This is a genomic window from Halomonas sp. S3-1-1 (genome assembly GCF_023757625.1).
GTDB lineage: Bacteria > Pseudomonadota > Gammaproteobacteria > Pseudomonadales > Halomonadaceae > Vreelandella.
In genome coordinates this window covers 105,406-130,667 of the sequence record NZ_JALGBZ010000001.1, presented here as the reverse complement: position 1 = coordinate 130,667, position 25,262 = coordinate 105,406, and the positions used below count along the sequence as shown (strand labels likewise).

At 59.7% G+C, this 25,262-nt stretch carries 38 protein-coding genes and 1 riboswitch; of the genes, 11 read left to right on the top strand and 27 right to left on the bottom strand.

Translation table 11 applies throughout. The annotated features are described in order from the left end of the window. Window position 1: 1 nt before the first annotated feature. The gene (locus tag MQW23_RS00720) at window positions 2-772 is read right to left on the bottom strand and encodes an enoyl-CoA hydratase/isomerase family protein (protein ID WP_252105898.1); all 771 of its coding nucleotides are present in this window, start codon (window positions 770-772) and stop codon (window positions 2-4) included. A 490-nt stretch (window positions 773-1,262) separates the two neighbouring features. Between MQW23_RS00720 and MQW23_RS00715 the strand changes: the two genes are divergently transcribed. Both MQW23_RS00715 and MQW23_RS00710 read left to right on the top strand, forming a co-directional pair. Further along, window positions 1,263-2,249: a tripartite tricarboxylate transporter substrate binding protein gene (locus MQW23_RS00715; RefSeq protein WP_252105897.1), complete on the top strand. Its 987-nt coding sequence runs from the start codon at window positions 1,263-1,265 to the stop codon at window positions 2,247-2,249. A 65-nt stretch (window positions 2,250-2,314) separates the two neighbouring features. After that, window positions 2,315-3,205 (top strand): SMP-30/gluconolactonase/LRE family protein, encoded by an 891-nt coding sequence (locus tag MQW23_RS00710; protein ID WP_252105896.1) that lies wholly within the window; start codon window positions 2,315-2,317, stop codon window positions 3,203-3,205. Window positions 3,206-3,209: 4 nt separating this feature from the next. On the opposite strand, the gene MQW23_RS00705 is transcribed toward MQW23_RS00710, so the two are convergent. Next, window positions 3,210-4,160: a LysR family transcriptional regulator gene (locus MQW23_RS00705; RefSeq protein ID WP_252105895.1), complete on the bottom strand. Its 951-nt coding sequence runs from the start codon at window positions 4,158-4,160 to the stop codon at window positions 3,210-3,212. Between the two features lie 110 nt (window positions 4,161-4,270). On the opposite strand from MQW23_RS00705, the gene MQW23_RS00700 reads away from it, so the two are divergent. From MQW23_RS00700 to MQW23_RS00690, 3 genes are all read left to right on the top strand, one after another. Further along, window positions 4,271-5,341 (top strand): LLM class flavin-dependent oxidoreductase, encoded by a 1,071-nt coding sequence (locus MQW23_RS00700; protein ID WP_252105894.1) that lies wholly within the window; start codon window positions 4,271-4,273, stop codon window positions 5,339-5,341. Between the two features lie 23 nt (window positions 5,342-5,364). Then, the gene (locus MQW23_RS00695) at window positions 5,365-6,171 is read left to right on the top strand and encodes a flavin reductase family protein (RefSeq protein ID WP_252105893.1); all 807 of its coding nucleotides are present in this window, start codon (window positions 5,365-5,367) and stop codon (window positions 6,169-6,171) included. A 168-nt stretch (window positions 6,172-6,339) separates the two neighbouring features. Continuing rightward, complete coding sequence (locus MQW23_RS00690; protein ID WP_252105892.1) at window positions 6,340-7,005, top strand: cupin domain-containing protein; 666 nt, start codon at window positions 6,340-6,342, stop codon at window positions 7,003-7,005. Between the two features lie 3 nt (window positions 7,006-7,008). Here the strand turns inward: MQW23_RS00690 and MQW23_RS00685 are convergent, their stop codons facing one another. Together MQW23_RS00685 and gloA are read right to left on the bottom strand one after the other, a co-directional pair. Further along, on the bottom strand, window positions 7,009-7,377 hold the full coding sequence (locus MQW23_RS00685; protein ID WP_252105891.1) for a DUF6164 family protein: 369 nt from the start codon (window positions 7,375-7,377) through the stop codon (window positions 7,009-7,011). Between the two features lies 1 nt (window position 7,378). Then, window positions 7,379-7,912: a lactoylglutathione lyase gene (gloA, locus tag MQW23_RS00680; protein WP_252105890.1), complete on the bottom strand. Its 534-nt coding sequence runs from the start codon at window positions 7,910-7,912 to the stop codon at window positions 7,379-7,381. Between the two features lie 165 nt (window positions 7,913-8,077). Between gloA and MQW23_RS00675 the strand changes: the two genes are divergently transcribed. The 6 genes from MQW23_RS00675 (at window position 8,078) to MQW23_RS00650 (ending at window position 12,301) form a co-directional block, all read left to right on the top strand. Then, window positions 8,078-8,452: a DUF2237 family protein gene (locus MQW23_RS00675; RefSeq protein WP_252105889.1), complete on the top strand. Its 375-nt coding sequence runs from the start codon at window positions 8,078-8,080 to the stop codon at window positions 8,450-8,452. A gap of 54 nt (window positions 8,453-8,506) precedes the next feature. Beyond that, window positions 8,507-8,597: riboswitch (TPP riboswitch) on the top strand. 23 nt (window positions 8,598-8,620) lie between these two features. Beyond that, a complete protein-coding gene (thiM, locus tag MQW23_RS00670; RefSeq protein ID WP_252105888.1) occupies window positions 8,621-9,448 on the top strand; it encodes a hydroxyethylthiazole kinase in 828 nt (275 codons plus the stop codon). Continuing rightward, window positions 9,445-10,056 carry a thiamine phosphate synthase gene (thiE, locus tag MQW23_RS00665; protein ID WP_252105887.1) on the top strand — a complete coding sequence of 204 codons (612 nt, stop codon included), beginning with the start codon at window positions 9,445-9,447 and terminating at the stop codon, window positions 10,054-10,056. The genes thiM and thiE overlap by 4 nt, the downstream gene beginning before the upstream one ends. Next, window positions 10,053-10,979, top strand: a complete 927-nt coding sequence (locus MQW23_RS00660; RefSeq protein WP_252105886.1) for a LysR family transcriptional regulator — start codon at window positions 10,053-10,055, stop codon at window positions 10,977-10,979. The genes thiE and MQW23_RS00660 overlap by 4 nt, the downstream gene beginning before the upstream one ends. 85 nt (window positions 10,980-11,064) lie before the next feature. Further along, the gene (locus tag MQW23_RS00655; protein WP_252105885.1) at window positions 11,065-11,481 is read left to right on the top strand and encodes a DoxX family protein; all 417 of its coding nucleotides are present in this window, start codon (window positions 11,065-11,067) and stop codon (window positions 11,479-11,481) included. 82 nt (window positions 11,482-11,563) lie between these two features. Continuing rightward, window positions 11,564-12,301: a DODA-type extradiol aromatic ring-opening family dioxygenase gene (locus tag MQW23_RS00650; protein WP_252105884.1), complete on the top strand. Its 738-nt coding sequence runs from the start codon at window positions 11,564-11,566 to the stop codon at window positions 12,299-12,301. Window positions 12,302-12,364: 63 nt separating this feature from the next. On the opposite strand, the gene MQW23_RS00645 is transcribed toward MQW23_RS00650, so the two are convergent. From MQW23_RS00645 to rpsC, 23 genes are all read right to left on the bottom strand, one after another. After that, entirely contained in the window at window positions 12,365-13,240 is an 876-nt protein-coding gene (locus MQW23_RS00645) for a DMT family transporter (RefSeq protein ID WP_252105883.1), read from the bottom strand. 87 nt (window positions 13,241-13,327) lie between these two features. Further along, window positions 13,328-14,707: a serine hydrolase gene (locus tag MQW23_RS00640; protein WP_252105882.1), complete on the bottom strand. Its 1,380-nt coding sequence runs from the start codon at window positions 14,705-14,707 to the stop codon at window positions 13,328-13,330. A gap of 247 nt (window positions 14,708-14,954) precedes the next feature. Further along, the gene (gene rplQ, locus MQW23_RS00635) at window positions 14,955-15,341 is read right to left on the bottom strand and encodes a 50S ribosomal protein L17 (protein ID WP_252105881.1); all 387 of its coding nucleotides are present in this window, start codon (window positions 15,339-15,341) and stop codon (window positions 14,955-14,957) included. Between the two features lie 39 nt (window positions 15,342-15,380). Next, a complete protein-coding gene (locus MQW23_RS00630) occupies window positions 15,381-16,376 on the bottom strand; it encodes a DNA-directed RNA polymerase subunit alpha (protein WP_252105880.1) in 996 nt (331 codons plus the stop codon). Between the two features lie 123 nt (window positions 16,377-16,499). Continuing rightward, the gene (rpsD, locus tag MQW23_RS00625; RefSeq protein WP_252105879.1) at window positions 16,500-17,120 is read right to left on the bottom strand and encodes a 30S ribosomal protein S4; all 621 of its coding nucleotides are present in this window, start codon (window positions 17,118-17,120) and stop codon (window positions 16,500-16,502) included. 12 nt (window positions 17,121-17,132) lie between these two features. Beyond that, a complete protein-coding gene (rpsK, locus tag MQW23_RS00620; protein ID WP_009099028.1) occupies window positions 17,133-17,519 on the bottom strand; it encodes a 30S ribosomal protein S11 in 387 nt (128 codons plus the stop codon). A gap of 56 nt (window positions 17,520-17,575) precedes the next feature. Further along, window positions 17,576-17,932 (bottom strand): 30S ribosomal protein S13, encoded by a 357-nt coding sequence (gene rpsM, locus MQW23_RS00615; RefSeq protein WP_252105878.1) that lies wholly within the window; start codon window positions 17,930-17,932, stop codon window positions 17,576-17,578. A 125-nt stretch (window positions 17,933-18,057) separates the two neighbouring features. Then, on the bottom strand, window positions 18,058-18,171 hold the full coding sequence (rpmJ, locus tag MQW23_RS00610; protein ID WP_031384759.1) for a 50S ribosomal protein L36: 114 nt from the start codon (window positions 18,169-18,171) through the stop codon (window positions 18,058-18,060). Window positions 18,172-18,252: 81 nt separating this feature from the next. After that, complete coding sequence (secY, locus tag MQW23_RS00605; protein WP_252105877.1) at window positions 18,253-19,584, bottom strand: preprotein translocase subunit SecY; 1,332 nt, start codon at window positions 19,582-19,584, stop codon at window positions 18,253-18,255. Next, a complete protein-coding gene (gene rplO, locus MQW23_RS00600) occupies window positions 19,585-20,019 on the bottom strand; it encodes a 50S ribosomal protein L15 (protein WP_252105876.1) in 435 nt (144 codons plus the stop codon). Between the two features lie 3 nt (window positions 20,020-20,022). After that, a complete protein-coding gene (gene rpmD / locus MQW23_RS00595) occupies window positions 20,023-20,205 on the bottom strand; it encodes a 50S ribosomal protein L30 (protein WP_252105875.1) in 183 nt (60 codons plus the stop codon). 6 nt (window positions 20,206-20,211) lie between these two features. Then, window positions 20,212-20,712: a 30S ribosomal protein S5 gene (gene rpsE / locus MQW23_RS00590; protein ID WP_252105874.1), complete on the bottom strand. Its 501-nt coding sequence runs from the start codon at window positions 20,710-20,712 to the stop codon at window positions 20,212-20,214. A gap of 12 nt (window positions 20,713-20,724) precedes the next feature. Further along, a complete protein-coding gene (rplR, locus tag MQW23_RS00585) occupies window positions 20,725-21,075 on the bottom strand; it encodes a 50S ribosomal protein L18 (RefSeq protein WP_008959159.1) in 351 nt (116 codons plus the stop codon). 9 nt (window positions 21,076-21,084) lie between these two features. Beyond that, a complete protein-coding gene (rplF, locus tag MQW23_RS00580; RefSeq protein ID WP_252105873.1) occupies window positions 21,085-21,615 on the bottom strand; it encodes a 50S ribosomal protein L6 in 531 nt (176 codons plus the stop codon). A 9-nt stretch (window positions 21,616-21,624) separates the two neighbouring features. Continuing rightward, on the bottom strand, window positions 21,625-22,017 hold the full coding sequence (gene rpsH, locus MQW23_RS00575; RefSeq protein WP_252105872.1) for a 30S ribosomal protein S8: 393 nt from the start codon (window positions 22,015-22,017) through the stop codon (window positions 21,625-21,627). A 32-nt stretch (window positions 22,018-22,049) separates the two neighbouring features. Beyond that, complete coding sequence (rpsN, locus tag MQW23_RS00570) at window positions 22,050-22,355, bottom strand: 30S ribosomal protein S14 (protein ID WP_252105871.1); 306 nt, start codon at window positions 22,353-22,355, stop codon at window positions 22,050-22,052. Between the two features lie 10 nt (window positions 22,356-22,365). Continuing rightward, a complete protein-coding gene (gene rplE / locus MQW23_RS00565) occupies window positions 22,366-22,905 on the bottom strand; it encodes a 50S ribosomal protein L5 (protein WP_252105870.1) in 540 nt (179 codons plus the stop codon). A gap of 18 nt (window positions 22,906-22,923) precedes the next feature. Next, window positions 22,924-23,238 (bottom strand): 50S ribosomal protein L24, encoded by a 315-nt coding sequence (rplX, locus tag MQW23_RS00560; protein WP_252105869.1) that lies wholly within the window; start codon window positions 23,236-23,238, stop codon window positions 22,924-22,926. A 14-nt stretch (window positions 23,239-23,252) separates the two neighbouring features. Beyond that, entirely contained in the window at window positions 23,253-23,624 is a 372-nt protein-coding gene (rplN, locus tag MQW23_RS00555; RefSeq protein ID WP_252105868.1) for a 50S ribosomal protein L14, read from the bottom strand. Window positions 23,625-23,674: 50 nt separating this feature from the next. Further along, window positions 23,675-23,935: a 30S ribosomal protein S17 gene (gene rpsQ, locus MQW23_RS00550; RefSeq protein ID WP_027337515.1), complete on the bottom strand. Its 261-nt coding sequence runs from the start codon at window positions 23,933-23,935 to the stop codon at window positions 23,675-23,677. A gap of 1 nt (window position 23,936) precedes the next feature. Next, window positions 23,937-24,128: a 50S ribosomal protein L29 gene (gene rpmC / locus MQW23_RS00545; RefSeq protein WP_252105867.1), complete on the bottom strand. Its 192-nt coding sequence runs from the start codon at window positions 24,126-24,128 to the stop codon at window positions 23,937-23,939. Continuing rightward, window positions 24,128-24,541, bottom strand: a complete 414-nt coding sequence (gene rplP / locus MQW23_RS00540; RefSeq protein WP_252105866.1) for a 50S ribosomal protein L16 — start codon at window positions 24,539-24,541, stop codon at window positions 24,128-24,130. Before rplP ends, rpmC begins: the two co-directional genes overlap by 1 nt. A gap of 15 nt (window positions 24,542-24,556) precedes the next feature. After that, window positions 24,557-25,261: a 30S ribosomal protein S3 gene (gene rpsC, locus MQW23_RS00535; protein WP_252105865.1), complete on the bottom strand. Its 705-nt coding sequence runs from the start codon at window positions 25,259-25,261 to the stop codon at window positions 24,557-24,559. Window position 25,262: the final 1 nt, after the last annotated feature.

Genomic DNA, 25,262 nt, shown 5'->3' with positions numbered 1-25,262 from the left:
ATCAGCGTCCTTTGAAGACGGGTTCACGCTTTTCCAGAAAGGCCATGCGCGCTTCACGGGCATCGTCGGTCCTGGCCAGCGCCATGGTGAAGTCCTGCTCGAAGCGATACGCATCCCGTTGCGGCATGAGCTCCACCATATTGGCGGCGCGCTTGGCGTAGATAGTGGCCAGCGGCGCCTTGGAGGCGATCTCTTTGGCAAGTTCCATGACCACTGGTAACAGCTCGTCAGCGGGCAGAGCGTCTTCGATGACACCCTTACGCATCAGCTCTTGAGCGGTCAGTCGCTGGCCGGTAAAGAACATACGTCGCATGGTCGAGCGTCCGAACAGCGTGCGCAGCATGGCCGCGCCGCCGGCAAGCCCAACGTTGATCTCGGGCATACCGAAGGTGGCGTTATCGGAGGCGTAAAGGATATCGCAGGCCGCCATCAACCCCATGCCAGCACCCAGGGCGGTGCCGTTGACGGCAGCAACGACGGGCTTTGAGCATTCGCGGATGGCATTGGTCGTTTCGCGAGTGATGCGGTTGTGCTCGAGAAAGTCGCCGGGAATGTCCTGGTCCGGACGCTCCTTGAGGTCGGCGCCGGCACAGAATACGCGGCCGGCGCCGGTGAGAACCGCACACCGAATGTCGTCACGAGCCGATATTTCATCAAAGGTGGCAACGATCTGTCGGCGCATTTCGCGGCTGAGGGCATTGACCGGTTGACGGTCCATCGTCACCACTGCGACGCGATCAACCACCTCTAATTTAACTACTTCTTCCACCATGGCATTTCCTCCTGATGACACTGGCCACCTGAGGTCAAAGCGCTGGATAAACCGCGGGTCAGATATCGCATCGTGACGGTAAGGGCTACACAGCTTTGACAGAGGCCAGCTTTTTATATTTGTCGGATAGAGGCTGCTTACCCGTCTCTAATAGCTCCGGATACTAGTACGTTTCTTTGGTACCGGTACAACCGCACCAGCAGCGTGCACGACCGTCGTGGAAGTGATCGATTTTTCGAAAATTGCGCGAGTTAAAATTAAGTTACAAATATCAAGATATTGATATTAAAATTATTTTTTAAATATTGGCTGGGCATCAAAATAGTGCACTAAGCGCCTGATAGTGAACGATTTGGTTAATACAGTTCTGCATGCGGCGCCAGCAATCCAGCTCGATTCAGTACGTTACACTGCAAACGTCACCGCCTCGACCGGGCGCGGAGGCCCCCTTTTCCAAAAAAAACAAGACGCCAATGCCAGGAGAATTTTCATGATAAAAACCATCGGCAAAACGTTTTTGGGTAGCATCGCCGCCACGATGACGATCGCCACACTGCCAGCCCTATTCGTATCTACCGCTCACGCCGACGACGACTCCATTCGCATCATCGTGCCCTACACAGCCGGCGGATCTTATGATGCGTACGCCCGCACACTGGCCACCGGGATGTCCGAAAGCCTTGATCGCCAAGTGCTCGTCGAGAACAAGCCCGGTGGCAACGGCATCATTGCCGCCACTTACGTCGCCAACGCCGACCCTGACGGCACCACCCTACTGATGGGCGGCACGGGCCCGATATCGCTCAACATCATGCTGCGCCCTGCGCTGCCCTACAGCTTCGATAGTTTCGAACCCGTATCGCTGCTCTTCAGTGGCCCCATGAGTATAACGGTGCCGACCGTTGCGGGTATCGAGAGCATTGATGAGCTAGTGGAGTACGCCAACGCGTCAAATTCGCCCATTCGCTACGGCACGATGGGGCCGGGTAGTGCGACCGACCTGTACGGGCGCCTGCTGATGGAAGAACTCGGTATCGAAGGAGTAGGAGTGGCCTATAACGGTATGCCTGCTTCGATCATCGATCTGATCGCAGGCCAGGCCGAGCTGACGTTCTCGGCGCCTCAAGGTATTCAGGAGTACGAAAAGAGCGGTGAGGTGAAAATGTTGGCGTTGAGCACCAGCGAGCGCGACGAGCGTTTTCCGGATACGCCAAGCGTTGTGGAGCTTGGCTATCCTGAGCTAGTGCTCTCTTACTGGGGCGGCTTTTTAGCACCCAGCGGCACGCCGCAGGATGTCGTCGACGAGCTGGCCGAGGCGGCCGTCGAGGCGGCCCATTCCGAAGAGTTCGCAACGCTCATCGAAAACCAGGGCAATAACCTTAGCGCAGAGGGCTCGGAAGGCATGGCGAATCAGCTGGAAACGGATCGTCAGACCTGGGGCAGCATCATCGAAACGAACAACATCGTTCTCAATTAAGCCAAGCGATCGGGGGTGTGGCGCCACGACTCAGAGGGGCGCCACTTTATTGCCAGATGAACAACATGACCCACACGCTTGAGATTAAAGCTTTCGAATGTGTATCGGCGGATCTGGGCGAGTGCCCGATCTGGGACGCCCGATCGCAGCATCTGTGGATGATGGACTGCCGAAAGGGGCGCATCTTCGAAATCGACACATGCGCGGACACGTGCACGTCCTGGTCGGTTCCCGCACCCGCGGGCGCCTTCGCGATCAATGAAGACGGCAAGCTTCTGGTGGCGCTGAAGGAGCAGCTTGTGCTTCTCGAACGAGCGTCGGGTGGTTTGAAAACGTTGGCAAAGCTACCCGAAAGCCATGAACACCTGCGGTTCAACGATGGCGTTGCCTTGGACGACGGCGGTTTTCTGGTGGGCACGATGCACATTCATCGTAAAGAACACGAACCTCCCAAAGGCGGGATCTTCCGTCTTGACTGCGATGGCACGTTCTCGAAGGTCGGTCACGCCTGTGGCGTTGCCAACGGCCCGAACCTTGGCCCGTTCGATCAGCGTCTTTACATCGCTGACAGCGCCTGTCGACGCATCGATAGCTTTGCCGTCAGCGACCGGTTTGAATTGACTGATCAGCGCCTGTTCGTTGACACCGATACGCTGGGCTCAGCGCCCGACGGCTGCTGCTTCGATAGCCAAGGCGGGCTCTGGAGCGCCCTGGTACGTGCCGGGTCGGTCGTGCGCTTCGATCACCGAGGCGACGTCAGCCACCGAATCGACCTGCCCGTGTCACACCCCTCTTCACTCTGTTTCGGCGGGCCCGATGGCGATGATCTGTTCGTGACCTCCATCCGCAACAGCGAACGTATAACGGCCGATGGCCCGCTGGATGGCAAGGTACTGCAGATAAAAGGAGTAGGTTTTACCGGCCTTCCGCGCCCGAGGTGTCGCATCGATCTTTGACGCGCTACTGCTTTTCGCGGCGAATCAGCGAAAAGCGGCCATCCTTGGTGGAAACCTTCGAAGCGACGAAATCGAGAAACAAGCGTGTTTTCTTGGGAATGACCGGCGTATCCAGAATCGTGGCGTAGATGCCCTTGTCGAAATCCGTGTTCGTGACCTGATAATCGGGCAGCAGGCGCACGAGCCTGCCGCTCTCGATATCGTTATAGACCGTATAGTCCTCGAGTAGCGCCACCCCCTCTCCTCTCACCGCCAGCTCGCGCAGGGCGATACCGTTGTTGATCAGGTAGCGCGGCGATATCTCGATCTCTTCGTTGTAATCGCCTTTTTTGAAGTGCCAGGTGTGGCGATGCCCAGGCAAACGATAGACCAGACACTGATGGTCCGTTATCTGCTCGGGCCTTTCCAGAGGCGCCTTGTGGTCGAGATGGCGACTTTCGAGATAGGCGGGTGAGGCCACCAGATGCTGCTGACTGATGAACAGGATTCGCCGCTTGACGCTGGCCTCCGCTGGCGGCGAGACCCGAAAATCGATATCGATCTGCTGCTCGCGAAGATCGATTTTAGCCTCGCCCAACGTCAGCTCGACCGTGATGTCCGGGTATTCACTTCGAAACCTGGCGATCAATGGCGTCAGTACGCCGATGCCGAACATCGTGCGGGAATGCACCTTCAGTACCCCGCGAGGTGACGAGCTGATGGCGGTGATACTGTTTTGCGCCTCCTCCAGCATCCAGAGCAGCCCGTCGAGCTGCTGAGCGTACTCCTTGCCGGCTTCCGTCAGCACGACTTGCCGAGTAGAGCGCTGCAGAAGCGTCACGCCCAGACTGCTCTCGAAATTGGTGATCATGCGCGAGACCGAGGTGGCCGACACCCCGAAAAGACGGGCAGTTTCTGTGAAGCTGTGCGTTCGAGAAATTGAAAGGAAAAGCTCCATCGCTCGCAAACGATCCATGATTACTCCAAAAAACGCAAAACAGAAACAATCTTTATCGATATTCTAAAGTACCGGCGAGAGCCCTTACGATTCCAGGTTCATGCATATAACAAATAGGTTAACACACCATGGAATTTGGCGTTTTTCTACTCGCACAACAGCGTGGCTATCACCAGACCTCCCATGAGGTGATTCAGAACTCCGTTGAGCAGACGGTCGCCGCGGAACAGGCCGGCTTCAACACGGCCTGGTATGCAGAGCACCATTTCAACAACTACTCACTTTCACCCTCGCCGCTGATGACTATCGCCCACTGCGCGGCGAAGACCGAGCGGATTCGGTTGGGCTCTGCCGTCTGCATCCTCCCGCTTTATCATCCGTCGCGCTTTCTGGCCGAGGTAGGCTTCGTTGACTCGGTTTCCAACGGCCGGCTGGAACTGGGCATCGGCTCCGGGTATCAGCAGTTCGAGTTCGAGCGTTTCGATGTCGAGCTCGAGGATGCCGGCAAGATCTACAACGAATTCCTGGACATCATTCCCAAGGGTCTGACGCAGGATATCTTCGAGTACGAAGGCGAATTTTTGAAGATTCCGCCGAGCTCGATTGCAGTACGCTGTAAGCAGGATCCGATGCCGCCGCTGTGGATCACCTCGGGCAACCCCAACACCCTGGGCCGCGCGGTACGAGAAGGTCATAACCTGTTCACGACGTCGCTGCTCAACGGCACCGACGCCATCCAGGGATTGCGCAGCAAGCTCGAGGGCATCGCCGAAAAAGAGAACAAGGATCTGGACGACGACGTCAAGTTCGGCTTTCTGCGCTGCGGCTTCGCCTCCGACAACAACGCCGACATCGAAGCCTACCTGAGCAACGCGCGTTTCCAGCGCCGTATTTCCGAGAGCCTGAAATACCGCCGCGCCCAATCCGATGACGGCTACATGATCAAGGAAGTACCGTCGGAAACCGATCTGAGCTTCGACCAGATGCGCAAAAACCTGCCCGTCGGCTCGGTCAATCAGGTCATCGACAAACTGCTCGAGGAAGTGACCATTCTCAAGCCCAAGCACTTCGCGCTGCAAACCCAGCTGGGTGACTGCGATCAGAAGACCATGCTCAAGCAGATCGAGGTGTGGGGCGAGCACATCATTCCCGCAGTGCGCAAAGAGCTGGAACGAAACGAACAGACAACCGTCGCTTAAGCATCCTTGCGGAGGGCTAGATCATGCGTATTCACCTTACCAATCTCGGTGCCGTTACCCTGCTGGAGCCTAATAATTTTCGCCAGCTCGACGTGCTCATCGACCCGCAGCCAGAAGAGCAGCTCCATCAGGCGGTGGCTCGAATCGGCACTTGGGGGGAAGACGATCACATCTGGCTCTCCCCTTCCGTCATGCGGTTTATGTCCGACCACGGGGGCGAACCCGCTTGGGAAGCCGGCTTTGCTAAAATGCTGGCCTACGCCGACGAGCACGACTGGGTCAACGCGGAAGGCAACGTCCGCGCCCACCTGGTTTACAGCGATTCTGACGAGGTCGTGACCCAGGACGAGTTCAAGGCGGCCATGCGTGCACTTCCGGCCGGCGTTAGCGCCATCTCGACCGGCCGTGGTGATGACGTAGCAGGCATGATCGTCTCGAGTCTGACGTCGATCTCTGCCGAGCCCCCGCTGATCGGCTTCTTCGTCCACGAGAACTCCTCGATGATGGAGCACCTGCTGGCCAACGGCACCTTCGTTGCTAATGTATTGGGGTCTTGTCACACCTCATTGATGGCCTCCTTCCTGTCCGAACAGCAGGGTCCGGCGCGCTTTAAACACGGCGACTGGCAGTTGGGAAGCGAACGCCCGCCGGTGCTGACCGACGCCTTGGCCAGTATCGAGTGCGACATCGTCAACACAACTATTTTGGGCACCCATCGCCTATTCGTTGGCAAGATTCGCAAATCGACCGTGAAGGAAAAAGAGCCGATGGTGCACTTCAATGCATGCACCTACCGTTTGCAAAACCATGAAGAAAAAGCCATCGCTTAATCTCTCGCGCCAGTTGCCCCCTTTCGACCGCCTTATGGCGGTCTTTTCGTGATCCCCTCCCAGCAGCCGGATTGTCGCCCCCTGCACGCTCGTCCATGCGCTGGGGCGTTGCATTTTGGCCGGGGTATGAGGAGACTGACGCCTCCTGCCCCTGTAAAGAGTTTTTCCATGCGTCTGAACGCCGATTTCTCTCAATTTGCCTGTGTGACACCTACGGCGTATGCCTGGGTCGACTCCCCCAGCGCCGGGGTACAGCGCATGATGCTGGATCGTATCGGTGATGAGGTCGCCCGGGCCACGAGCCTGGTGCGCTACGCACCTCATAGCCAGTTCGAGCGCCACGTGCACGGCGGCGGTGAGGAAATTCTGGTGCTGGAAGGCGTGTTTGGCGACGAACATGGCCGCTACCCGGCGGGCAGCTACCTGCGCAACCCGATCGGTACCGACCACGCGCCGAAAATCGGCGAAGAGGGCGCGCTGATTCTGGTCAAGCTCCACCAGTTCGAGCATACCGATACGCTCAAGATCGCGGTGCCCGCTCACCGCCTGCCCTGGCAGCCGGACCAGCGCGAAGGCGTGGCCTACAAGATGCTGCACACCCACGGCCAGGAGCGGGTGAGCCTGGAGAAGTGGGACGCGGGCGTCGTGTCCCGCTACCCGCAGCTCAGCAAGGGGCTCGAGATTTTCGTGCTGGAAGGCTCGCTGTGGGAAGGCGACACCGAGTACCCGACGGGGAGCTGGTGTCGCTACCCTTATGGCGCCCTGCCCACGCTCGAAGCCGGCGCCAGCGGCGTTCGGCTCTATCTCAAGCGCGGGCATCTCTCCGCGGCGTAGTGCTCAAGGCGCACCAAGCCCTACAAACGGCAGCAGGGTCAGCAGCGCAATCAGCAGCACTGCGACGATAGTCAGCACCACCTGAATCGGGTGGGCCAGAAAGCGCCGCCAGAGCGTGGGCGCCTCGCCTCGGGCTTTGGCACGCTCGAATGCCTCGCGCTCGCGCTGCTGGCACTGTTGCTGATACTCGGCCAGTGTCGCCTCGGCGGCCTTGCGCTGGCTCGCATCGCGCAGCCAGATCGCATCGACCCCGAGGCGGAAAAAGCCGGCATTGGTCTCGTAAACGTCGAAGCCGTGCTTTTGTAGCAGCTCTCGCACCTCCAGCGCCTCTTCATCGGTGACGTGGCGCAGGCGAAACAGCAGGTGCGCCACCTTAGTCGCCCATACCGGCCATCAGATCGGCCTGTACCACCTCGATCCAGTAGCCGTCCGGGTCCTTGACGAAGATTACGTCCTTCATTTTGCCCTGATCGGCGCGCTTGACGAAGGTGACCTCGCACACATCGAACCAGGCCTGGGCGGCGTTGAGATCCGGCACGCTAAAGCAGATATGCCCGAACCCTTGGGGCTCGGCGTTGCCGTCGTGGTAGGCGAAATCCGCCTGCTCTTCTGTGCCCCAGTTGTGGGTCAGCTCCAGCAACCCTTTTTGCGCGAAGGTCCAGGCGGTGCGCTCGCGGGTATCCTCCGGGATCTGCTCGCCCTGCTCAACGTTGGCGAGAAAGTAGAGCGAAAACTGCATCTCCTCGAAATCGAGCCGGCGCAGCACGCGCATGCCGAACACGCGTGAGTAGAACGCCAGCGCCGTTTCCGGGTCCTTGACGCGCAGCATGGTGTGGTTCAAACGAAACCCCTGGGTGTTGGCCGGGGCGGCGACCACGCCGGGATGCTGCTCACCTTTAAAACTCATGAAATGCTCCTTGAGGGCCGATAAACTTTGACGAAACCGATGCCGTGTACAAGTATGTACTCTACTTGATACAGGTATGACGCGCATTCACCCCTATCAACCACATCCATACTTAACAATGAGGTCGGTGGCTCGATAATTCCAGCCCCGGCTTCCGGAGGCATCATGTCTCGTGACCGTAACGTTTTAGGTGAGCCTTTGACGCCCTGCTGCCACAGCCCTAAAACCGGTTTCTATCGCGACGGTTTTTGCCGTGTCGGCCCTGACGATGCCGGCGTGCACTCCGTGTGCGCCATCGTCACCGAAGAGTTTCTCGCTTTTTCCCAGGCCCAGGGTAACGACCTGGTGACGCCGCGCCCGGAGTTCGGCTTTCCAGGACTCGCACCCGGTGATCGCTGGTGCCTGTGCGCTAAGCGCTGGCTGGAGGCATCGGAAGTGGGCCTGGCGCCGCCGGTGATTCTTTCCGGCACCAACCAGAAGACGCTCGATATCATTCCGCTGGTCACACTCCAGCAGCACGCCATGGACGCGGTACACTAACCGCTCTAACCAAACTCGGTGGCTTTACAAGCCGCCGCCGTATCCGGATAGTAGCACTCACGACAGGGGCGCCCGTTTGGGCTGAGATGCACCCTTTGAACCTGAACCGGATAGTACCGGCGTAGGGAGTCGTGGTGCCCGCACCACCTCTCTCGCCGGGAGGATGTGATGACCCTACCCCCTCTTGGTAACTACCTTGGCGCGCTGCGCGAAAGTACCCCGCTCGTTCACTGCATGACCAACTTTGTCGCCATGAACTCCAGCGCGAACCTGGTGCTGGCCGTTGGCGCGTCGCCGGCGATGCTACACGCGATCGAAGAGGCGCCAGCGTTCACCGAACTTGCCGGGGCGCTGTCGATCAACATCGGCACCATTTCACCGAGCTGGGCCGAGGCGATGCTGGCCTGCGCCGACGTGGCGAGACGCCGTTCCATCCCTTGGGTGCTGGACCCGGTCGCGGTGGGCGCGACCGCCTACCGCCGCGCGCTTTGCGAGCAGTTGCTGGCACTCGAGCCCACGGTGATTCGCGCCAACGCCTCGGAAGTACTGGCGCTTGCCGGGCTCGAAAGCCAGGGGCGCGGCGTGGACGCCGCCCCCACTGCTCACGACACTGAGGCGGCCGCCGTGGCGCTCGCCAAACGCCAGCGCTGCGTGGTGGCGATGACCGGCGAGCGTGATGTGGTCACCGACGGGTCGCGCCTGCTCCATGTCGATGGCGGCCACGCCCTGATGCCGCGCGTTACCACCCTGGGCTGCGGGCTGAGCGCCATCGTGGCAGGTTTCCTCGCGGCCAGCCCAAACGCCGCGTTCGAGGCGAGCACGGCAGCCCTTGCCGCCTTCGCCGAGGCCGGGCGAGAGGCCGGCGAGCGGGCTCGAGGTCCGGGCAGCTTTCAGGTCGAGCTGATCGACGCGCTCTACCGGCTCACGCCAGAGGCGCTCTCCCAAGCGACATCGATGTGCGTGACGCTCAAGGACAGCGGAGGAGGCCAACCGTGACGCTCGATCTTTCGCTTTATCTGGTGACCGACGCCGTGCTTTGTCGTGACTACGGGCTCGAGCGTACCGTCGAGGCCGCGGTGCGTGGCGGGGTGAGCGTGGTGCAGCTTCGCGACAAGCACGCCAGTGACGCCGCCATGATCGATGAGGCCAAGCGCCTGAAGGCGCTGCTGGCCGGCACCGGCGTGCCGCTGATCATCAACGACCGACTTACCGTAGCGCTCGAAAGCGGCGCCGACGGCCTGCACGTGGGCCAAAGCGACGCCGCCGCGCTAGAGGCCCGCCAGATGCTGGGCCCTGAGGCGATCATCGGGCTTTCGATCAACACCCTCGCGGAGCTCGAGCGCGCGCCGCTCGAAGCGCTAAGCTACTTCGGCCTCGGCCCAGTGTTTGCCACCGCCAGCAAGAGCGATCACGCCGCGCCGCTGGGCTGGAATGGGCTGGCAGAACTTGCCCGCGCCAGCCGCCTGCCGACGGTGGCGATCGGCGGGCTCAAGGCGGAACACGTTGACGACGTGCTCGCCGCCGGCGCCAACGGATTGGCGGTGATCTCCGCGATTTGCGGCACGCAGGACCCTTGCCTTGCCGCGACGGCGTTCAAGCGGTGAAGCATCAGCTCGAGCATATCAGCGCCTTTGTGAAGGTGGCGGAGCTTGGCAGCTACACCCGCGCCGCCGAGGCGCTGGATCTCTCCCGTACCCGGCTCTCGCGTCAGGTGATGGCGCTGGAAGAGACGCTCGGCGTACGGCTTCTGCAGCGCACCACCCGCCGCATTCACCTGACGCCGGAAGGCGAGCGCTACCTGGCCCACGCCCAATCGATACTGCGCGCGCTGGATGACGCGGCAAGCGACGTGGGCAGCACCACCCAAGCAGTGCGCGGTGAAATGCGCATCAACGCGCCGATGAGCTTCGGCGTGCGCTATCTGGCGCCGCTGGTGGCGAACTTCATGACCGAACATCCCGAGCTCGAGGTGCGTCTGGATCTCAACGACCGCCGGGTGGATCTCATCGAAGAGGGGTACGACGTGGCGATCCGCATCGGCCAGCTGGCGGATTCGAACCTGATCGCGCGGCGCCTCACCCGGTGTCGGATGCTGTTTTGCGCCTCGCCGGACTATATCGAGCGCTGGGGCACGCCTGAAAGCCTAGCAGATCTGGCAAATCACCACTGCCTTCGCTATCGAAGCGGCCAGGCCAGCGCCGACTGGGTACTGGGTAACGCGACCACGCTGACCCCGCAGGGCCCGCTTGAAAGCAACAACGGCGACGTCCTGACCCACATGGCAGAGGCCGGGCTCGGTATCGCCCAGCAGCCAAGCTTTCTGGTCACCGAGAGCATTCTGGCGGGCCGGCTGGTACCGCTTCTGACCGACCAACCGCCGGTCACGCTCGATATTCACGCCCTTTATATGGCAAGGCGCTATCTGCCGGCCAAGGTCGAGCGCTTCGTCGCCCGGCTGCAGCAGGCCTGGGGCGACCCGCCCTGCTGGGAAGAGGCCATGGGATTATCGCGAATGACGCAACAGTGAAGTGAAAAACGCGCAGATTATCTTCTATTTCGACCGCGCTAAAGTATCTCCATCGGCAACTTCCTGCCCCTTTGGAGAGACACTCATGAACACCGCTCAACCGACAGCCACCAATACCTTCCAACCCTACGCCACGACGCTGCTGCGCGTATCGCTCGGCGTCATGGCGCTGGCCCACGGCCTTTTGAAAGTGCTGGTATTCACCCTTCCCGGCACGGTGGCCTACTTCGAATCGCTGGGGCTGCCCGGCTTTCTGGCCTACCTCACCATCGCTGGTGAAATCGGCGGCGGCCTGGCGCTGATCCTCGGCGTTTATACCCGCTGGGTGAGCCTGGCAATGATTCCGCTGCTGCTGGGGGCGGCCTCGGTTCACCTGGGTAACGGCTGGATGTTCTCCAACGCCAGCGGCGGCTGGGAATTCCCGGTCTTCTGGGCCGTCGCGCTGCTGGTACAGGCAGGGCTGGGGGGCGGACGCTTCAGCCTGACCGAAAGCACTCGCTAATCACTTCACGACGTCCATGTCATTTCACGACGTCCATGTGTTAGGCCCCAACGTTGATGGGGCCTTTTAAAGGAGATCGACCATGCTACCTAGCCTGTTTATTTCCCACGGCTCTCCGATGCTTGCGCTTAACGCCACGCCCGCGCACCGCTTTCTGCGCGGGCTAGGGCAAACCCTGACGCCCAAAGCGGTCATCGTCATCTCCGCCCACTGGGAAAGTCTAACGCTCAAGGTCAGCCAGAGTGCCTGGCCGGAAACCATTCACGACTTCGGCGGCTTTCCTCGCGAGCTGTTCGATTGCCAGTATCCTGCCCCGGGCGAGCCGGCACTGGCCAGGCGGCTGGGTGACCTACTGGGTGCGGATATCGTCGATCGGGGCTTGGATCACGGCGCCTGGGTGCCGCTGTCACTGATGTTCCCCAACGCCGACGTTCCGGTCGTCTCGATGTCGCTGCCGCTTCGCTGGTCGAGCGAAAAGCTGACATCGCTGGGTGAACAGCTCGCCCCGCTGCGCGACGAGGGCGTATTGATCGTGGGCTCGGGCAGTCTGACTCACAATCTGTACGAAACTCTGCCGATGGGCAGCAAGATGCCGCCTTGGGTGGGCGAGTTTTCCGACTGGGTGAACACCCAGTTCGAAGCGAACAATCGCGACGCGCTGCTGGCGTGGCAAAGCGCCCCGCAAGCGCAGCGCAATCACCCCACACCGGAACATTTCCTTCCCCTGCTGGTGGCCATGGGGGCCGGCGGCGATGCCAAGCAGCTTCACCACAGCGTGGAGCACGGCGTGCTAGCGATGGACGTTTACGCCTTCGACTAAACGCTCGCCCCAATCGCCGTCAGGTTTTGAGCAAACCTTCTTCGTCCCATTTCATGATAGGGCTCACGCCGTCGGACGGCGCTTAAGCGTCGTCCGACGGTCGTGATAAGCGATCCAGAGCCCGCTCGCCATGATCAGCGCGCTGCCGATCCATACCCAGCGATCCGGAAGCTCGCCCCAGAACCACCACCCCAGCAGCACCGCCCACAAAAGCGCCGTATAGTCGAAGGGGGCGGCAATCGCCGCCGGGGCACTCCGAAACGCCAGCGTAATGAACGCGGTCGCCGCGACCCCCAACACGCCGGAGGCCAAAAAGCCCAGCCAGTGAAGCGGCTCCGGCGTCGTCCATACAAAGGGCACCGTGGCGCCGGTGAGCACCATCGGTACCAGCGTCATGTAGAACACCAGCGCCCAAAAGGACTCCCGCGAGCCATAGCGCCGCGCGGTGATCATCGTCAGAGCGTAGAACAGCGCGGCACCGATCAATACCAACGCGCCGAGGTGGAAGGCGTCGCCGCCAGGACGCACCACGACCAGCACGCCGGCAAAGCCCAGTAGCGATGCGGCGAGCACCGGGAGGTCGATGCGCTCGCCCAACAGTGGCACCGACAAGAGCGTGACGAACAGCGGCGCGACAAAAGCAATCGCCGTGGCTTCCGCCAGCGGCATGAGAATCAGGCCGATGATGAAACAGGTCATGGTGGCGGTGTGGAACAGCCCGCGCAGCAGATGCACCCCCGGGCGGCGCGTGGCGAGCTTTCTTAGCCCGCCGGCGAAATGGGCGAGCAGCGCGATGAGCGGCAGTGATACCAGCGTGCGAAAAAAGATGATCTGAAACGGTGAGTGGGTCTCGCCCAGCCATTTGGAGACGGCGTCGCCGAGTGCCAGAAATAGCACCCCGAGACACATGCTCAATATCCCTTTCAGCGACGTCGACACGGCGATTTCCCCTCCCACGCGGTTCTGGCCGCGCCAACAAAAAAGGCCCCGCCGACCAACGTCAGCGGGGCCACTTTTCTAACCGTTCTAAAGGCTCGCGTTGACCACCATGCAGTCCATGCCGCGGGCGTGGAGCGTCTGGCAAGCAGCGATGGCGCGCGCTTCGTCGAGCGCGACCACGCGAGCGCGAAACACCGGCGTTTGGCCGTCGATGGTATCCACCGCGACGCGCCCGCCGACGTTATTAGGCAGATGTTGGGCGGCCTGACGAGCGAGCTGCTCGGCATGGCTTGCCTGGCTGAACGCGCCGACCTGGATACCCCAGCCGCCGCTTCCCGCCACGGCCAGTGCCGGGGCGCTGATGCCCTGCTGCTCGTTGATCAGCGCGCGTAGCGGGTCGCGCGGTGCGGCTTCCGGCGAGGGACGGGCGGGTTGGGCAACCGGTGCCGCGGTAGGCGCCCTGTTGGCCCCAGCGGTAGCCGAAGGTGACATCGTGGTGGTATCGATGTTGGCCAGAATCGGCGAAGGCGGCGTGCTCGGCGGCGGGGAACTCAAGGGCACCGGCGCCTGGCCAAAGGTCATGAACTCGCGCGAGAAATTGGTATCGGCCATCCAGCTGGTATTGTCGCGCAGCCGGGCGCGGGCGAAGCTGCGATCGAGCAGATCCGCCATGTGCTCATCGCGAGACGAGGAGCTGAAACCGCCCATCACCACGGCGATCATCCGGCGGCCATCGTGCACGGCGGTGGTCGCCACGTTAAAGCCGGAAGCGCGAATGAAGCCGGTTTTCAGCCCGTCGGCGCCGGGGTAGTCGCGCACCAGCCGGTTATGGCTGGTATGGCGTGTCCCCTTGTAGCTGAACTCCTGCAGGCCGAAATAGTGGTAGTACTGGGGAAAGTCCTGCATCACGCGGGTCGAAAGGATCAACATATCGCGGGCGGTCGTGATCTGGCCGCTGTCCGGCAGGCCCGAGGCGTTACGAAAGGTGGTGTTATTCATGCCAAGCTCGCGCGCCTTGGCCGTCATCAGGCTGGCAAAGCGCTGCTCGCTGCCGCCGAGCGCCTCGGCCACCACTACGGCCACGTCATTGGCCGAGCGCACGGTCAGAGCACGAATGGCCGTGTCCAGGTCGATGGTGCTGCCGGCCGAGAGCCAAAGCTTGGTGGCGGGCATGGCGGAGGCCTGGGCGGAAACCGCCAGCGGCTGGCTGAAGCTCAGCTCACCGCGTTCGACCGCTTCCAGCGCCAGGTAAATGGTCATCATCTTGGTGAGTGAGGCGGGATAGCGCGGGGCATCGGCATTTTCCGAGTAAAGCACTTCGCCGTTTTCCAGATCGACCACGATGCCCGCGTAGCGGGGATTGCCGTCGGCCTGTGCACTGCTTCCCAGTACCAGCACCATGATGGTCACGGCGCACACAAGCCACCACCGCAGGGCGGTGTGTGAAGTCACGTCCCTCGCTGCCATACTTGCCCCTTTCAATCGCCTTGAGTTGTCCAGAAACCACCTTACGCGGCCTTCGCCCCAGGCGCTCAGGTTAGCACGTCGGGGGCCGCAGTAAACGCCTTCTAAAGCCGGAAAAACACGTTTTCCCACGTGCAGACATAAAAAAACCGACCCCGGAGGGTCGGTTTTCGCTGTGTCTTGAAAGCCAGTGCGTCAAGGATTGCCTTGACGTCCGGCTCTCAAACGCGGCGTTGCCTGTATGGGCGTCTTACTCTTCCGCGGCGGCGTCTTCGATCGCCGGGCGGTCGACCAGCTCAACGTACGCCATGGGCGCGTTGTCACCGGGACGGAAGCCACACTTGAGAATACGGATGTAGCCACCCGGACGCTCGGCGTAACGCGGGCCCAGTTCGTTGAACAGTTTGCCGACCGCGTCCTTGGAACGGGTGCGGGCAAACGCCAGACGACGGTTCGCGACGCTATCCTGCTTGGCCAGAGTGATCAGCGGCTCGATGACGCGACGCAGCTCTTTGGCCTTGGGCAGGGTTGTCTTGATTACTTCGTGCTCGACCAGCGACACGGACATGTTCTTGAACATGGCATGGCGGTGCGAGCTATTGCGGTTTAATTGACGACCACTCTTACGATGACGCATGGTTGTGATTCCTTACCAAACTGGGACTCAAGTCGACGCTTACGCGGAGGCCTTGTCGTCCTTCAGGCTCGCGGGTGGCCAGTTCTCCAGCCGCATGCCAAGGGAAAGACCGCGCGCTGCCAAAACATCCTTGATTTCATTCAAGGACTTCTTACCGAGGTTCGGGGTCTTCAACAGCTCCACTTCCGTGCGCTGAATCAGATCACCGATGTAGTAAATATTCTCGGCTTTCAGGCAGTTCGCGCTGCGAACGGTCAACTCAAGATCGTCTACGGGGCGCAACAGGATTGGATCAATATGATCCTCTTCCTCTTCGACTTCCTGTTCCTTATCGGCTTCCAGGTCGACGAAGGCGGCCAGCTGCTCTTGCAGGATGGTCGCACTGCGGCGGATAGCCTCTTCCGGATCCAGAGTACCGTCGGTTTCCAGATCGATAATCAGCTTATCGAGGTCGGTGCGCTGCTCGACACGAGCGGCTTCGACCGAGTAGGAAACGCGGCGGACAGGGCTGAAGGTGGCATCCAGCTGCAGGCGACCGATCGCGCGGGTCTCTTCATCGGAGCCACGAGCGTCAGCCGGTTCGTAACCACGACCCAGCGCCACCTTGAGCTGAATTTTCAGCTCGGCACCTTCATTGACGTGAGCAATGACGTGATCCGGGTTGACGATTTCGACGCTATGATCAAGCGCAATGTCGCCAGCGGTGACGACGGCCGGGCCCTGCTTGTTCAGCGAGAGCACCGCCTCATCGCGGCTGTGCATCTTGATCGCAACATCTTTCAAGTTCAGGAGGATCTCAATGACATCTTCCTGCACCCCTTCGAGGGCACTGTATTCGTGCTCGACACCTGCGATCTCTGCCTCTACCACGGCGGCGCCGGGCATGGACGAAAGCAGAATGCGACGCAGTGCATTCCCCAGGGTGTGGCCAAAGCCGCGCTCGAACGGTTCGAGAACGATTCTGGCATGATGTGCGCTGATTTCTTCGACCTTGATATCGCGCGGGCGAAGAAACTCTGTCACTGAACGCTGCATATGAACACCTTTCAGGCTGCCAAACGGATACTGAGTACTCTAGAGCGTGTACTCAAGAGCATCCGGGCGAAGCGGATAACCGCCCGCCCGGGCTTCAAGAAGCAGATTTGCCAAGCAAACGGCTTACTTGGAGTACAGCTCGACGATCAGGTTTTCGTTGATGTCGGCAGTCAGGTCACCGCGTTCAGGCAGAGCCTTGAAAGTGCCTTCCATCTTCTTGGCGTCGATATCGATCCAGGCGATGTCGCCACGGTTGGCCGCAATGGTCAACGCGTTTTGAATACGGGCCTGGTTCTTCGCCTTTTCACGGACGGTGATGACGTCACCCGGCTTCACTTTGTAGGAAGCCACGTTGACGCTACGACCGTTAACGGCGATCGCCTTGTGGCTCACCAGCTGACGCGCTTCAGAGCGAGTCGAGCCAAAGCCCATGCGGTAGACGACGTTGTCCAGTCGGGATTCGAGCAACTGCAGAAGGACTTCACCGGTCGCGCCTTTCAGGCGAGCGGCTTCCTTGTAGTAGTTGCGGAACTGCTTTTCGAGTACGCCATACATACGGCGTACTTTCTGCTTCTCGCGAAGCTGCAAGCCGTAGTCGGAAAGACGCTGACGACGCTGGCCGTGTACACCCGGGATCTGCTCGGATTTACACTTTTTCTCGAAGGGGGTAACGCCGCTCTTCAGAAAGAGGTCGGTACCTTCACGACGAGAAAGTTTGCACTTCGGTCCAATATAACGAGCCATGAATCTTTCTCCTTAAACGCGGCGTTTCTTAGGCGGACGGCAGCCATTATGGGGAATGGGCGTCGCGTCTACGATGCTTTGCACGCGGAAGCCGGCGGCGTTGAGTGCACGCACGGCGGATTCACGGCCGGGACCGGGGCCCTTGACCAGCACGTCTACGTTTTTCACACCATACTCGGCTGCAGCAGTTGCTGCACGTTCACTTGCCACTTGAGCAGCGAACGGGGTGCTCTTGCGAGAACCACGAAAACCCGAACCACCGGCAGTTGCCCAGGAAAGAGCATTGCCCTGGCGGTCTGTGATCGTCACGATCGTGTTGTTAAAAGAAGCGTGGATATGCGCAACCGCATCCACTACCTGCTTTTTAACCTTTTTACGGTTACTACGCGGGTTAGCCATGTTGATGTCTATTCCTGTCTTAACGCTGACTCTCTATCTATAAGAGAGCCTGCGTGTTATTTGCGGATCGGCTTACGCGGGCCCTTACGGGTACGCGCATTAGTCTTGGTCCGCTGACCACGCAGCGGAAGACTACGACGATGACGCAGACCACGGTAGCAACCCAAGTCCATGAGACGCTTAATGTTAAGCGTGACATCACGACGAAGGTCGCCTTCTACGGTGTATTTGCCAACTTCAGAACGCAGGGTGTCGACTTCTTCAGCAGACAGGTCCTGGATCTTGGCATTATGGGCGATGCCGGCAGCGTCACAGATGTGAGCGGCGCGGGTACGGCCAATCCCGAAGATATAGGTCAGCGAGATCGCCGCATGCTTGTTGTCCGGGATATTGACGCCTGCAATACGGGCCATCAGCTTACTCCGAAATTTGAGCGGCTTGCTCGTTTGTTCATCTTTAAAAGGCGCAACAGCATACCCCTTTCATTGCCCGAAGGCAAGGGGTATGCCGGCGCCCGCTTTAATACAGCGCGGGGGTATTAGCCCTGACGCTGCTTGTGCCGCGGTTCGGTGCAAATAACGCGCACGGCGCCATTGCGACGAATGATTTTGCAGTTACGGCACATCTTCTTTACGGAAGCTCGAACTTTCATCGTTCTTTCTCCAAAAACGGCTCGCGGCACGCCCGGCGCCTGGCCCACACACGTGTTGGCCAGACATTTGGGAGGCAGCGCTTAACGCGCTATACCGCCGCTACCGTAGCCTTTCAGGTTGGACTTCTTCATCACCGAGTCATATTGATGCGACATGAGATGCGACTGCACCTGGGCCATGAAGTCCATGATGACCACTACCACGATCAGAAGAGACGTACCGCCAAAGAAGAACGGAACGTTCCATGCAACGATCAGGAACTGGGGCATCAGGGAAACTGCAGTGATATACAGGGCACCGAACAACGTGAGACGTGTCATCACCTTGTCGATATAGCGAGCGGTCTGCTCGCCGGGGCGAATACCCGGCAAAAACGCGCCTGACTTTTTCAGATTGTCAGCCACATCCTTGGGGTTGAAGACCAGCGCTGTGTAAAAGAAGCAGAAGAATACCACTGCCGCCGCAAAAAGCAAGATGTAGAGCGGCTGGCCGGGGCCGAGCGCCTGCGAGGCTCGCTGCAGCCACTCCATCCCTTCTCCAGCACCCACCCACTGACCGATCGACGCCGGAAAGAGGAGGATACTGGAGGCGAAGATCGCCGGGATGACCCCGGCCATGTTCACCTTCAGGGGCAGATAGCTGCTTTGACCCGCATACATCTTGTTACCAACCTGACGCCGCGGGTAGTTCACCTTGAGGCGGCGTTGACCGCGCTCAATGAACACCACGAACGCCACGGTGGCGATCCCTAGCACTGACAGCGCTAACAGCGGAAGAACATTCCAGGCCCCTTCGTTGCGGGCAAGCTCGAAAGCCTGACCCACGGCGCTGGGTAGCCCGGCGACGATCCCGGCGAAGATCAGCAGCGAAATACCGTTGCCGATCCCCTTCTCGGTGATCTGCTCACCTAGCCACATCATAAACACCGCACCGGAGACGAAGGTCACCACGGCGGTGAAGTAGAAGCTAAAGTCAGCGCTGTAAGCGATGCCTTGGCTAGCCAGGCCCACGGACATACCGGTGGCCTGGACAAACGCCAGTATCACCGTGCCGTAGCGGGTGTACTGACTGATCTTTCGGCGGCCGGACTCGCCCTCTTTCTTGAGCTGCTCAAGCTGAGGGGAGACCGCGGTCATGAGCTGCATGATGATCGACGCCGAGATGTAGGGCATGATGCCCAAGGCGAGAACACTCATGCGCTCCAGCGCACCACCCGAGAACATGTTGAACATGCCCAGGATGGTGCCCTGCTGCTCCCTAAACAAGGCAGCAAGCTGGTCAGGATTGATACCGGGAACGGGGATATGGGCACCGATACGGTACACCACGATGGCGAGGAGCACGAAGCGCAAACGCGCCCACAGTTCACTCAGACCGCTGCCCGTCGCCGGCATGTTTCCTGACTTGGCCATTTAGTCCTCTACCTTGCCGCCAGCGGCTGCGATCGCGTCACGGGCACCCTTGGTGACCTTGAGACCGCGAACGGTAACCGCCTTGTTCAAATCGCCGGAAAGGATGATCTTCGCAAACTGCGTCGAGTCCTTCAGCACGTTGGCCTGCTTCAAAGTCTCGAGAGTGACTTCGTCACCCGCGACCTTGGCAAGCTCGGCCAGGCGTACTTCTTCAGAGACCAGCGACTTCGCCGACGTGAAGCCGAACTTCGGCAGACGGCGCTGCAGCGGCATCTGACCGCCTTCGAAACCGGGCTTGACGCTGCCGCCACTGCGCGATTTCTGACCTTTGTGGCCACGGCCACCGGTCTTACCCAGACCGGAACCGATACCACGACCCACGCGCTTTTCAGCGTGTTTTGAGCCCGGAGCCGGGCTTAAGGTATTAAGTTTCATGGATTACTCTCCCTCAACGCGCACAAGGTAGGTCACCTTGTGGATCATGCCGCGTACGGCCGGGGTGTCTTCCAGTTCAACCGTATGACCGATGCGACGCAGGCCCAGACCTTTCATGGTCGCCTTATGCTTGGGCAAAACGCCGATGGTGCTGCGGACCTGGGTAACCTTGATCAAAGCTGCCATGGTGTCTTACCCCGTAATCGCTTCGACAGACAGACCGCGCTTGGCGGCCACGTCGTCCGGTGATTGCATGGAGGCGAGACCGTTAACGGTCGCACGCACCACGTTTACCGGGTTGGTGGAACCGTAGCACTTGGCCAGTACGTCGTGGACACCGGCAAGCTCCAGTACGGAGCGCATGGCGCCACCGGCGATGATGCCGGTACCTTCGGAAGCCGGCTGCATGTACACCTTGGAGGCACCGTGACGGGCCTTGACCGGGTACTGCAGCGTTTGGCCTGCCAGGTTGACCTTGACCATGTTGCGACGCGCCTGATCCATCGCCTTCTGAATCGCGACCGGCACTTCACGCGCCTTGCCACGACCGAAACCGACACGACCTTTACCATCACCAACGACGGTCAGCGCGGTGAAGCCGAAAATACGACCACCCTTGACCACCTTGGCGACGCGGTTGACCTGCACCAATTTCTCTTGCAGATCACCGCTTTGCTGTTCGTTCTTCGCCATCGTAAAAACCCTTTAGAATTCCAGGCCGCCTTCACGAGCGGCGTCGGCCAGAGCCTTGACGCGACCGTGATATTTAAAGCCAGCACGATCGAAGGCCACCTGGGTGATGCCTGCTTCTTTAGCGCGTTCGGCGATCAGAGCGCCCACCTTGGAGGCGGCGTCCGAGTTACCGGTCGCACCCTCGCGCAGAGCCTTGTCCAGCGTGGAAGCGCTGGCCAACACTTTGCCACCATCCGGCGAGATAATCTGCGCATAGATGTGACGCGGGGTACGGTTGACGCACAGGCGATACACGCCCAGCTCGCGGATCTTGGCGCGAGCGCGGCGGGCACGACGGAGACGAGATTCTTTCTTCGCGTTCATAACCCTGCCTTACTTCTTCTTGGCTTCTTTACGGCGGACCTGCTCGTCGCCATAACGAACACCCTTGCCTTTGTACGGCTCGGGCGGACGGAAGGCGCGGATTTCCGCGGCGCACTGACCGAGCTTCTGCTTGTCCGCGCTTTTCAGCACGATAGTGGTGTTTTTCGGCGTTTCCGCTGTAACACCTTCAGGCAGTTCGTAGTCGACCGGGTGCGAGAAGCCCAGTGAAAGATTGAGCGTCTGGCCTTTCGCTTGCGCGCGATAACCGACGCCAACAATTTCGAGAGTTCGTGTAAAACCCTCGGATACGCCCGTGACCAGGTTCTGAACCAAGGCGCGGGTAGTACCGGCCATTGCCCAGCTCTTGGCAGATTCGCTCGGGGCGAAGGTCAGCTGGCCGTCTTCCTGACCGACCACCACGTCCTGGTGAATCGGCATGGACAGCGTGCCCAAACCACCTTTGGCGGTCAGCTGATCGTCGTTGATTTTAACGTCAACGCCGGCAGGCACTTTAACCGGATATTTCGCTATGCGGGACATTCCAGCCTCCTAGAATACGGTGCAGATGACTTCGCCACCGACGCCAGCCTGGCGCGCGGCACGATCGGTCATGACACCATTAGAGGTGGTGACAATCGCGATACCCAGACCATCGGCGACCTTGGGCAGATTGCTCTTACCCTTGTATTGACGCAGAGACGGCTTGGAAACCCGCTGAATGTGCTCGATGACCGGCTTACCCTCGAAGTATTTCAGGGTAACGGTGAGCTCGGGCTTGACGCCTTCAGCAACCGTGAAGTCGGCGATGTAGCCTTCTTCTTTTAGCACGCGGGCCACTTCCACTTTCAACTTGGAAGACGGCATGACTGCCGTCTCCTTGGTGGCCATCTGCGCATTACGGATACGGGTAAACATATCCGCCAGAGTATCTTGCATGCTCATTTAATGTGCGCTCCTGATGAATCTACGTGGCGTTACCAGCTGGACTTTTTGAGTCCAGGGACGTCGCCACGCATGGCGGCTTCACGCAGCTTGTTACGGCCAAGGCCGAACTTGTTGTAAAAACCGTGCGGACGGCCAGTGATGCGGCAGCGGTTTGTCCGACGCACCGGGCTCGAGTCACGCGGCAGTTGCTGCAGTTTCAGCGTCGCCTCGAAGCGGTCTTCATCGGTCGTGTTCACGTCCGAGATGATCTTCTTGAGCTCAGCGCGCTTGGCCGCGTACTTCTCGACCAGCTCTGCACGCTTTTGTTCACGCTCTACCATGCTTTTCTTAGCCATGATCCAACCCTTATTTCTTGAACGGGAAGTTCAGTGCAGCTAGCAGCGCACGACCTTCCTCGTCGGTGTTGGCGGTAGTGGTGATGGTGACGTCCAACCCGCGGATACGATCGATTTTATCATACTCGATCTCCGGGAAGATGATCTGCTCACGCACACCCATGGAGTAGTTGCCACGACCGTCGAAGGACTTCGGGTTGAGACCACGGAAGTCACGCACGCGAGGAATCGCGATGTTCACCAGACGGTCCAAAAAGTCCCACATGCGCTCAGCGCGCAGCGTTACCTTGATACCGATTGGCCAGCCTTCGCGCACCTTGAAGCCCGCGATGGACTTACGTGCCTTGGTCACCAGCGGCTTTTGACCGGAAAGCTTCTCCAGATCGCCGACGGCATTGTCGATCAGCTTTTTATCGCTGACCGCTTCGCCGATACCCATGTTCAGAGTCACTTTCGTGATCCGGGGTACCTGCATTACGTTGGCGTAGCTAAACTGCTCTTTGAGTTGAGCCACCACCTCGTTTTGATAACGTTCTTTCAAGTTCGCCATTGTGCTACCCGACTCGCGTTAGGCGTCGATCTGCGTCTGCGTCGACTTGTAGATACGTACCTTGGTACCGTCTTCCTTCACCTGGAAGCCGACGCGATCCGCCTTACCGGTCTCCGAATTGAAGATGGCTACGTTGGACGCGTGAATCGGAGCCTCACGCTCGACGATACCGCCCTGATTTCCCGCCATGGGATTGGCTTTGGTGTGACGCTTAATCATGTTCACACCGGACACCACGAAGCGGTTTTCCATTACCCGCTTAACAGTGCCGCGCTTGCCTTTATCCTTCCCGGCGATGACGATGACTTCATCGTCACGTTTGATCTTTTGCATATTCGCCTCGCTCCTTACAGCACTTCAGGCGCTAAGGAAATGATCTTCATGAACCGCTCATTACGCAGCTCACGAGTGACCGGACCGAAAATACGGGTGCCGATCGGCTGTTCGTTGGTGTTGTTCAACAAAACCGCCGCATTTCCATCGAAACGAATAAGCGACCCGTCGTTACGACGGACACCGCTACGGGTGCGAACGACCACCGCTTTCAGGACCTGGCCTTTTTTGACCTTGCCCCGCGGAATGGCTTCTTTCACCGTTACCTTGATGACATCACCTACGCGAGCGTAGCGACGGTGTGAACCGCCTAGCACCTTGATGCACTGCACCCGGCGCGCTCCGCTGTTGTCGGCGACATCCAGCATTGTCTGAGTCTGAATCATCGGTTTTCTCCAAACCTAATCTGACTGCACTGGTTGGAAGACCGAGGGAATTAACCCTTGGCCTGCTCGACCACCTCGACCAGCGTCCAGGCTTTCTTCTTGGAAAGCGGACGGCACTCCTGAATGGAAACCGTGTCGCCTGCCTTCGCCTGGTTCGCCTCATCATGGGCGTGCAGCTTGGTGGAGCGCTTAACGTATTTTCCGTAGATCGGGTGACGCTCACGACGCTCGATCATGACGACGATGGATTTCTCCATCTTGTCGCTCACCACCTTACCGGTGAGCGTACGGGCTTTTTTCTCTTCGGCCATCTCAATCACCTGCCTTCTCGTTGAGCAAAGTCTTCACGCGGGCGATATCCCGACGGACCTGCTTGAGCAGATGAGTCTGGCTCAGTTGGCCGGAGGCCTTCTGCATGCGCAGGTTAAACTGCTCGCGGAGGAGCTCGAGGAGCTGCTCTTGGAGCTCTCCTGCGGACTTTTCACGAATTTCTTGGGCTTTCATCACATCACCGTCCGTTTTGCAAAGGTGGTGGACAAGGGCATCTTCTGTGCGGCCAGGTCAAACGCTTCACGGGCCAGCTCTTCAGATACGCCTTCAATTTCATACAGGACCCGACCCGGCTGGATCTGGGCTACCCAGTACTCAACGGAACCCTTACCTTTACCCATACGAACTTCGAGTGGTTTCTTGGAGATCGGCTTGTCCGGGAATACGCGGATCCAGATCTTACCGCCACGCTTGACGTGACGTGTGATCGCACGACGGCCAGCTTCGATCTGACGGGCCGTGATGCGGCCGCGACCGGTAGCTTTCAGGCCGTACTCCCCGAAGCTGATCTTGCTTCCGCGATGCGCCAGACCACGGTTGCGGCCTTTCTGCATCTTGCGGAATTTCATACGCTTGGGCTGTAACATCGACTCGCTCTCCCCTTACCTGGAACCTTTCTTCTTGGGCGCGTTGCCGGAAGGCTGTTGCTGCTTAGCCTTGGCACGTACTTCCTCGATACCGCCGAGGATTTCGCCCTTGAAGATCCACACTTTGACGCCGATGACGCCGTAGGTGGTGTGAGCTTCGAAGGTGGCGTAGTCAATGTCCGCACGCAGGGTATGCAGCGGAACGCGACCTTCACGGTACCATTCGGTACGGGCGATTTCGGCGCCACCCAGACGACCGGACAGCTGGATCTTGATACCGCCAGCGCCCAAACGCATTGCGTTTTGTACCGCGCGCTTCATCGCACGACGGAACATCACGCGACGCTCCAGCTGACCCGCAACGTTCGCGGCGACGAGCTTGGCGTCGAGTTCCGGCTTGCGAACTTCTTCGATGTTCACGTGAACCGGAACGCCCATCATCTCGGTGAGGTCGCGACGCAGGCGGTCGACGTCTTCACCTTTCTTGCCAATCACGATACCCGGACGGGCAGTGTGAATGGTAATGCGGGCATTGTTCGCAGGGCGCTCGATGTGAATATGGCTCACGGAGGCGTTTTTCAGGCGCTCTTCCAGGAAGCTGCGCACTGCGAGATCGTTGTTGAGCTTATCGGCGTAAGCGCCGCGCTCGGCATACCAGACAGAAGCATGGTCTTTGACAATGCCCAGTCGAATGCCTATTGGATTGACTTTCTGACCCATC

Bases quoted from the DNA above. Each gene is read 5' to 3' on its own strand.
- MQW23_RS00640 (WP_252105882.1), bottom strand. From the start codon at position 14,707: ATGGCAGCGAGGGACGTGACTTCACACACCGCCCTGCGGTGGTGGCTT.
- thiM (WP_252105888.1), top strand. From the start codon at position 8,621: ATGACCCTACCCCCTCTTGGTAACTACCTTGGCGCGCTGCGCGAAAGT.
- rplE (WP_252105870.1), bottom strand. From the start codon at position 22,905: ATGGCGAACTTGAAAGAACGTTATCAAAACGAGGTGGTGGCTCAACTC.
- MQW23_RS00650 (WP_252105884.1), top strand. From the start codon at position 11,564: ATGCTACCTAGCCTGTTTATTTCCCACGGCTCTCCGATGCTTGCGCTT.
- MQW23_RS00720 (WP_252105898.1), bottom strand. From the start codon at position 772: ATGGTGGAAGAAGTAGTTAAATTAGAGGTGGTTGATCGCGTCGCAGTG.
- rpsM (WP_252105878.1), bottom strand. From the start codon at position 17,932: ATGGCCCGTATTGCAGGCGTCAATATCCCGGACAACAAGCATGCGGCG.
- MQW23_RS00695 (WP_252105893.1), top strand. From the start codon at position 5,365: ATGCGTATTCACCTTACCAATCTCGGTGCCGTTACCCTGCTGGAGCCT.
- rplF (WP_252105873.1), bottom strand. From the start codon at position 21,615: ATGTCCCGCATAGCGAAATATCCGGTTAAAGTGCCTGCCGGCGTTGAC.
- MQW23_RS00700 (WP_252105894.1), top strand. From the start codon at position 4,271: ATGGAATTTGGCGTTTTTCTACTCGCACAACAGCGTGGCTATCACCAG.
- rpmD (WP_252105875.1), bottom strand. From the start codon at position 20,205: ATGGCAGCTTTGATCAAGGTTACCCAGGTCCGCAGCACCATCGGCGTT.
- rpsE (WP_252105874.1), bottom strand. From the start codon at position 20,712: ATGGCGAAGAACGAACAGCAAAGCGGTGATCTGCAAGAGAAATTGGTG.
- rplN (WP_252105868.1), bottom strand. From the start codon at position 23,624: ATGATTCAGACTCAGACAATGCTGGATGTCGCCGACAACAGCGGAGCG.
- rpmC (WP_252105867.1), bottom strand. From the start codon at position 24,128: ATGAAAGCCCAAGAAATTCGTGAAAAGTCCGCAGGAGAGCTCCAAGAG.
- gloA (WP_252105890.1), bottom strand. From the start codon at position 7,912: ATGAGTTTTAAAGGTGAGCAGCATCCCGGCGTGGTCGCCGCCCCGGCC.
- MQW23_RS00630 (WP_252105880.1), bottom strand. From the start codon at position 16,376: ATGCAGCGTTCAGTGACAGAGTTTCTTCGCCCGCGCGATATCAAGGTC.
- rpsC (WP_252105865.1), bottom strand. From the start codon at position 25,261: ATGGGTCAGAAAGTCAATCCAATAGGCATTCGACTGGGCATTGTCAAA.
- rplR (WP_008959159.1), bottom strand. From the start codon at position 21,075: ATGAACGCGAAGAAAGAATCTCGTCTCCGTCGTGCCCGCCGCGCTCGC.
- rpsD (WP_252105879.1), bottom strand. From the start codon at position 17,120: ATGGCTCGTTATATTGGACCGAAGTGCAAACTTTCTCGTCGTGAAGGT.
- rplX (WP_252105869.1), bottom strand. From the start codon at position 23,238: ATGCAAAAGATCAAACGTGACGATGAAGTCATCGTCATCGCCGGGAAG.
- secY (WP_252105877.1), bottom strand. From the start codon at position 19,584: ATGGCCAAGTCAGGAAACATGCCGGCGACGGGCAGCGGTCTGAGTGAA.
- rplO (WP_252105876.1), bottom strand. From the start codon at position 20,019: ATGAAACTTAATACCTTAAGCCCGGCTCCGGGCTCAAAACACGCTGAA.
- MQW23_RS00690 (WP_252105892.1), top strand. From the start codon at position 6,340: ATGCGTCTGAACGCCGATTTCTCTCAATTTGCCTGTGTGACACCTACG.
- rpsQ (WP_027337515.1), bottom strand. From the start codon at position 23,935: ATGGCCGAAGAGAAAAAAGCCCGTACGCTCACCGGTAAGGTGGTGAGC.
- MQW23_RS00655 (WP_252105885.1), top strand. From the start codon at position 11,065: ATGAACACCGCTCAACCGACAGCCACCAATACCTTCCAACCCTACGCC.
- rpsH (WP_252105872.1), bottom strand. From the start codon at position 22,017: ATGAGCATGCAAGATACTCTGGCGGATATGTTTACCCGTATCCGTAAT.
- MQW23_RS00675 (WP_252105889.1), top strand. From the start codon at position 8,078: ATGTCTCGTGACCGTAACGTTTTAGGTGAGCCTTTGACGCCCTGCTGC.
- MQW23_RS00710 (WP_252105896.1), top strand. From the start codon at position 2,315: ATGACCCACACGCTTGAGATTAAAGCTTTCGAATGTGTATCGGCGGAT.
- MQW23_RS00705 (WP_252105895.1), bottom strand. From the start codon at position 4,160: ATGGATCGTTTGCGAGCGATGGAGCTTTTCCTTTCAATTTCTCGAACG.
- rpmJ (WP_031384759.1), bottom strand. From the start codon at position 18,171: ATGAAAGTTCGAGCTTCCGTAAAGAAGATGTGCCGTAACTGCAAAATC.
- rplP (WP_252105866.1), bottom strand. From the start codon at position 24,541: ATGTTACAGCCCAAGCGTATGAAATTCCGCAAGATGCAGAAAGGCCGC.
- rplQ (WP_252105881.1), bottom strand. From the start codon at position 15,341: ATGCGTCATCGTAAGAGTGGTCGTCAATTAAACCGCAATAGCTCGCAC.
- MQW23_RS00715 (WP_252105897.1), top strand. From the start codon at position 1,263: ATGATAAAAACCATCGGCAAAACGTTTTTGGGTAGCATCGCCGCCACG.
- rpsN (WP_252105871.1), bottom strand. From the start codon at position 22,355: ATGGCTAAGAAAAGCATGGTAGAGCGTGAACAAAAGCGTGCAGAGCTG.
- rpsK (WP_009099028.1), bottom strand. From the start codon at position 17,519: ATGGCTAACCCGCGTAGTAACCGTAAAAAGGTTAAAAAGCAGGTAGTG.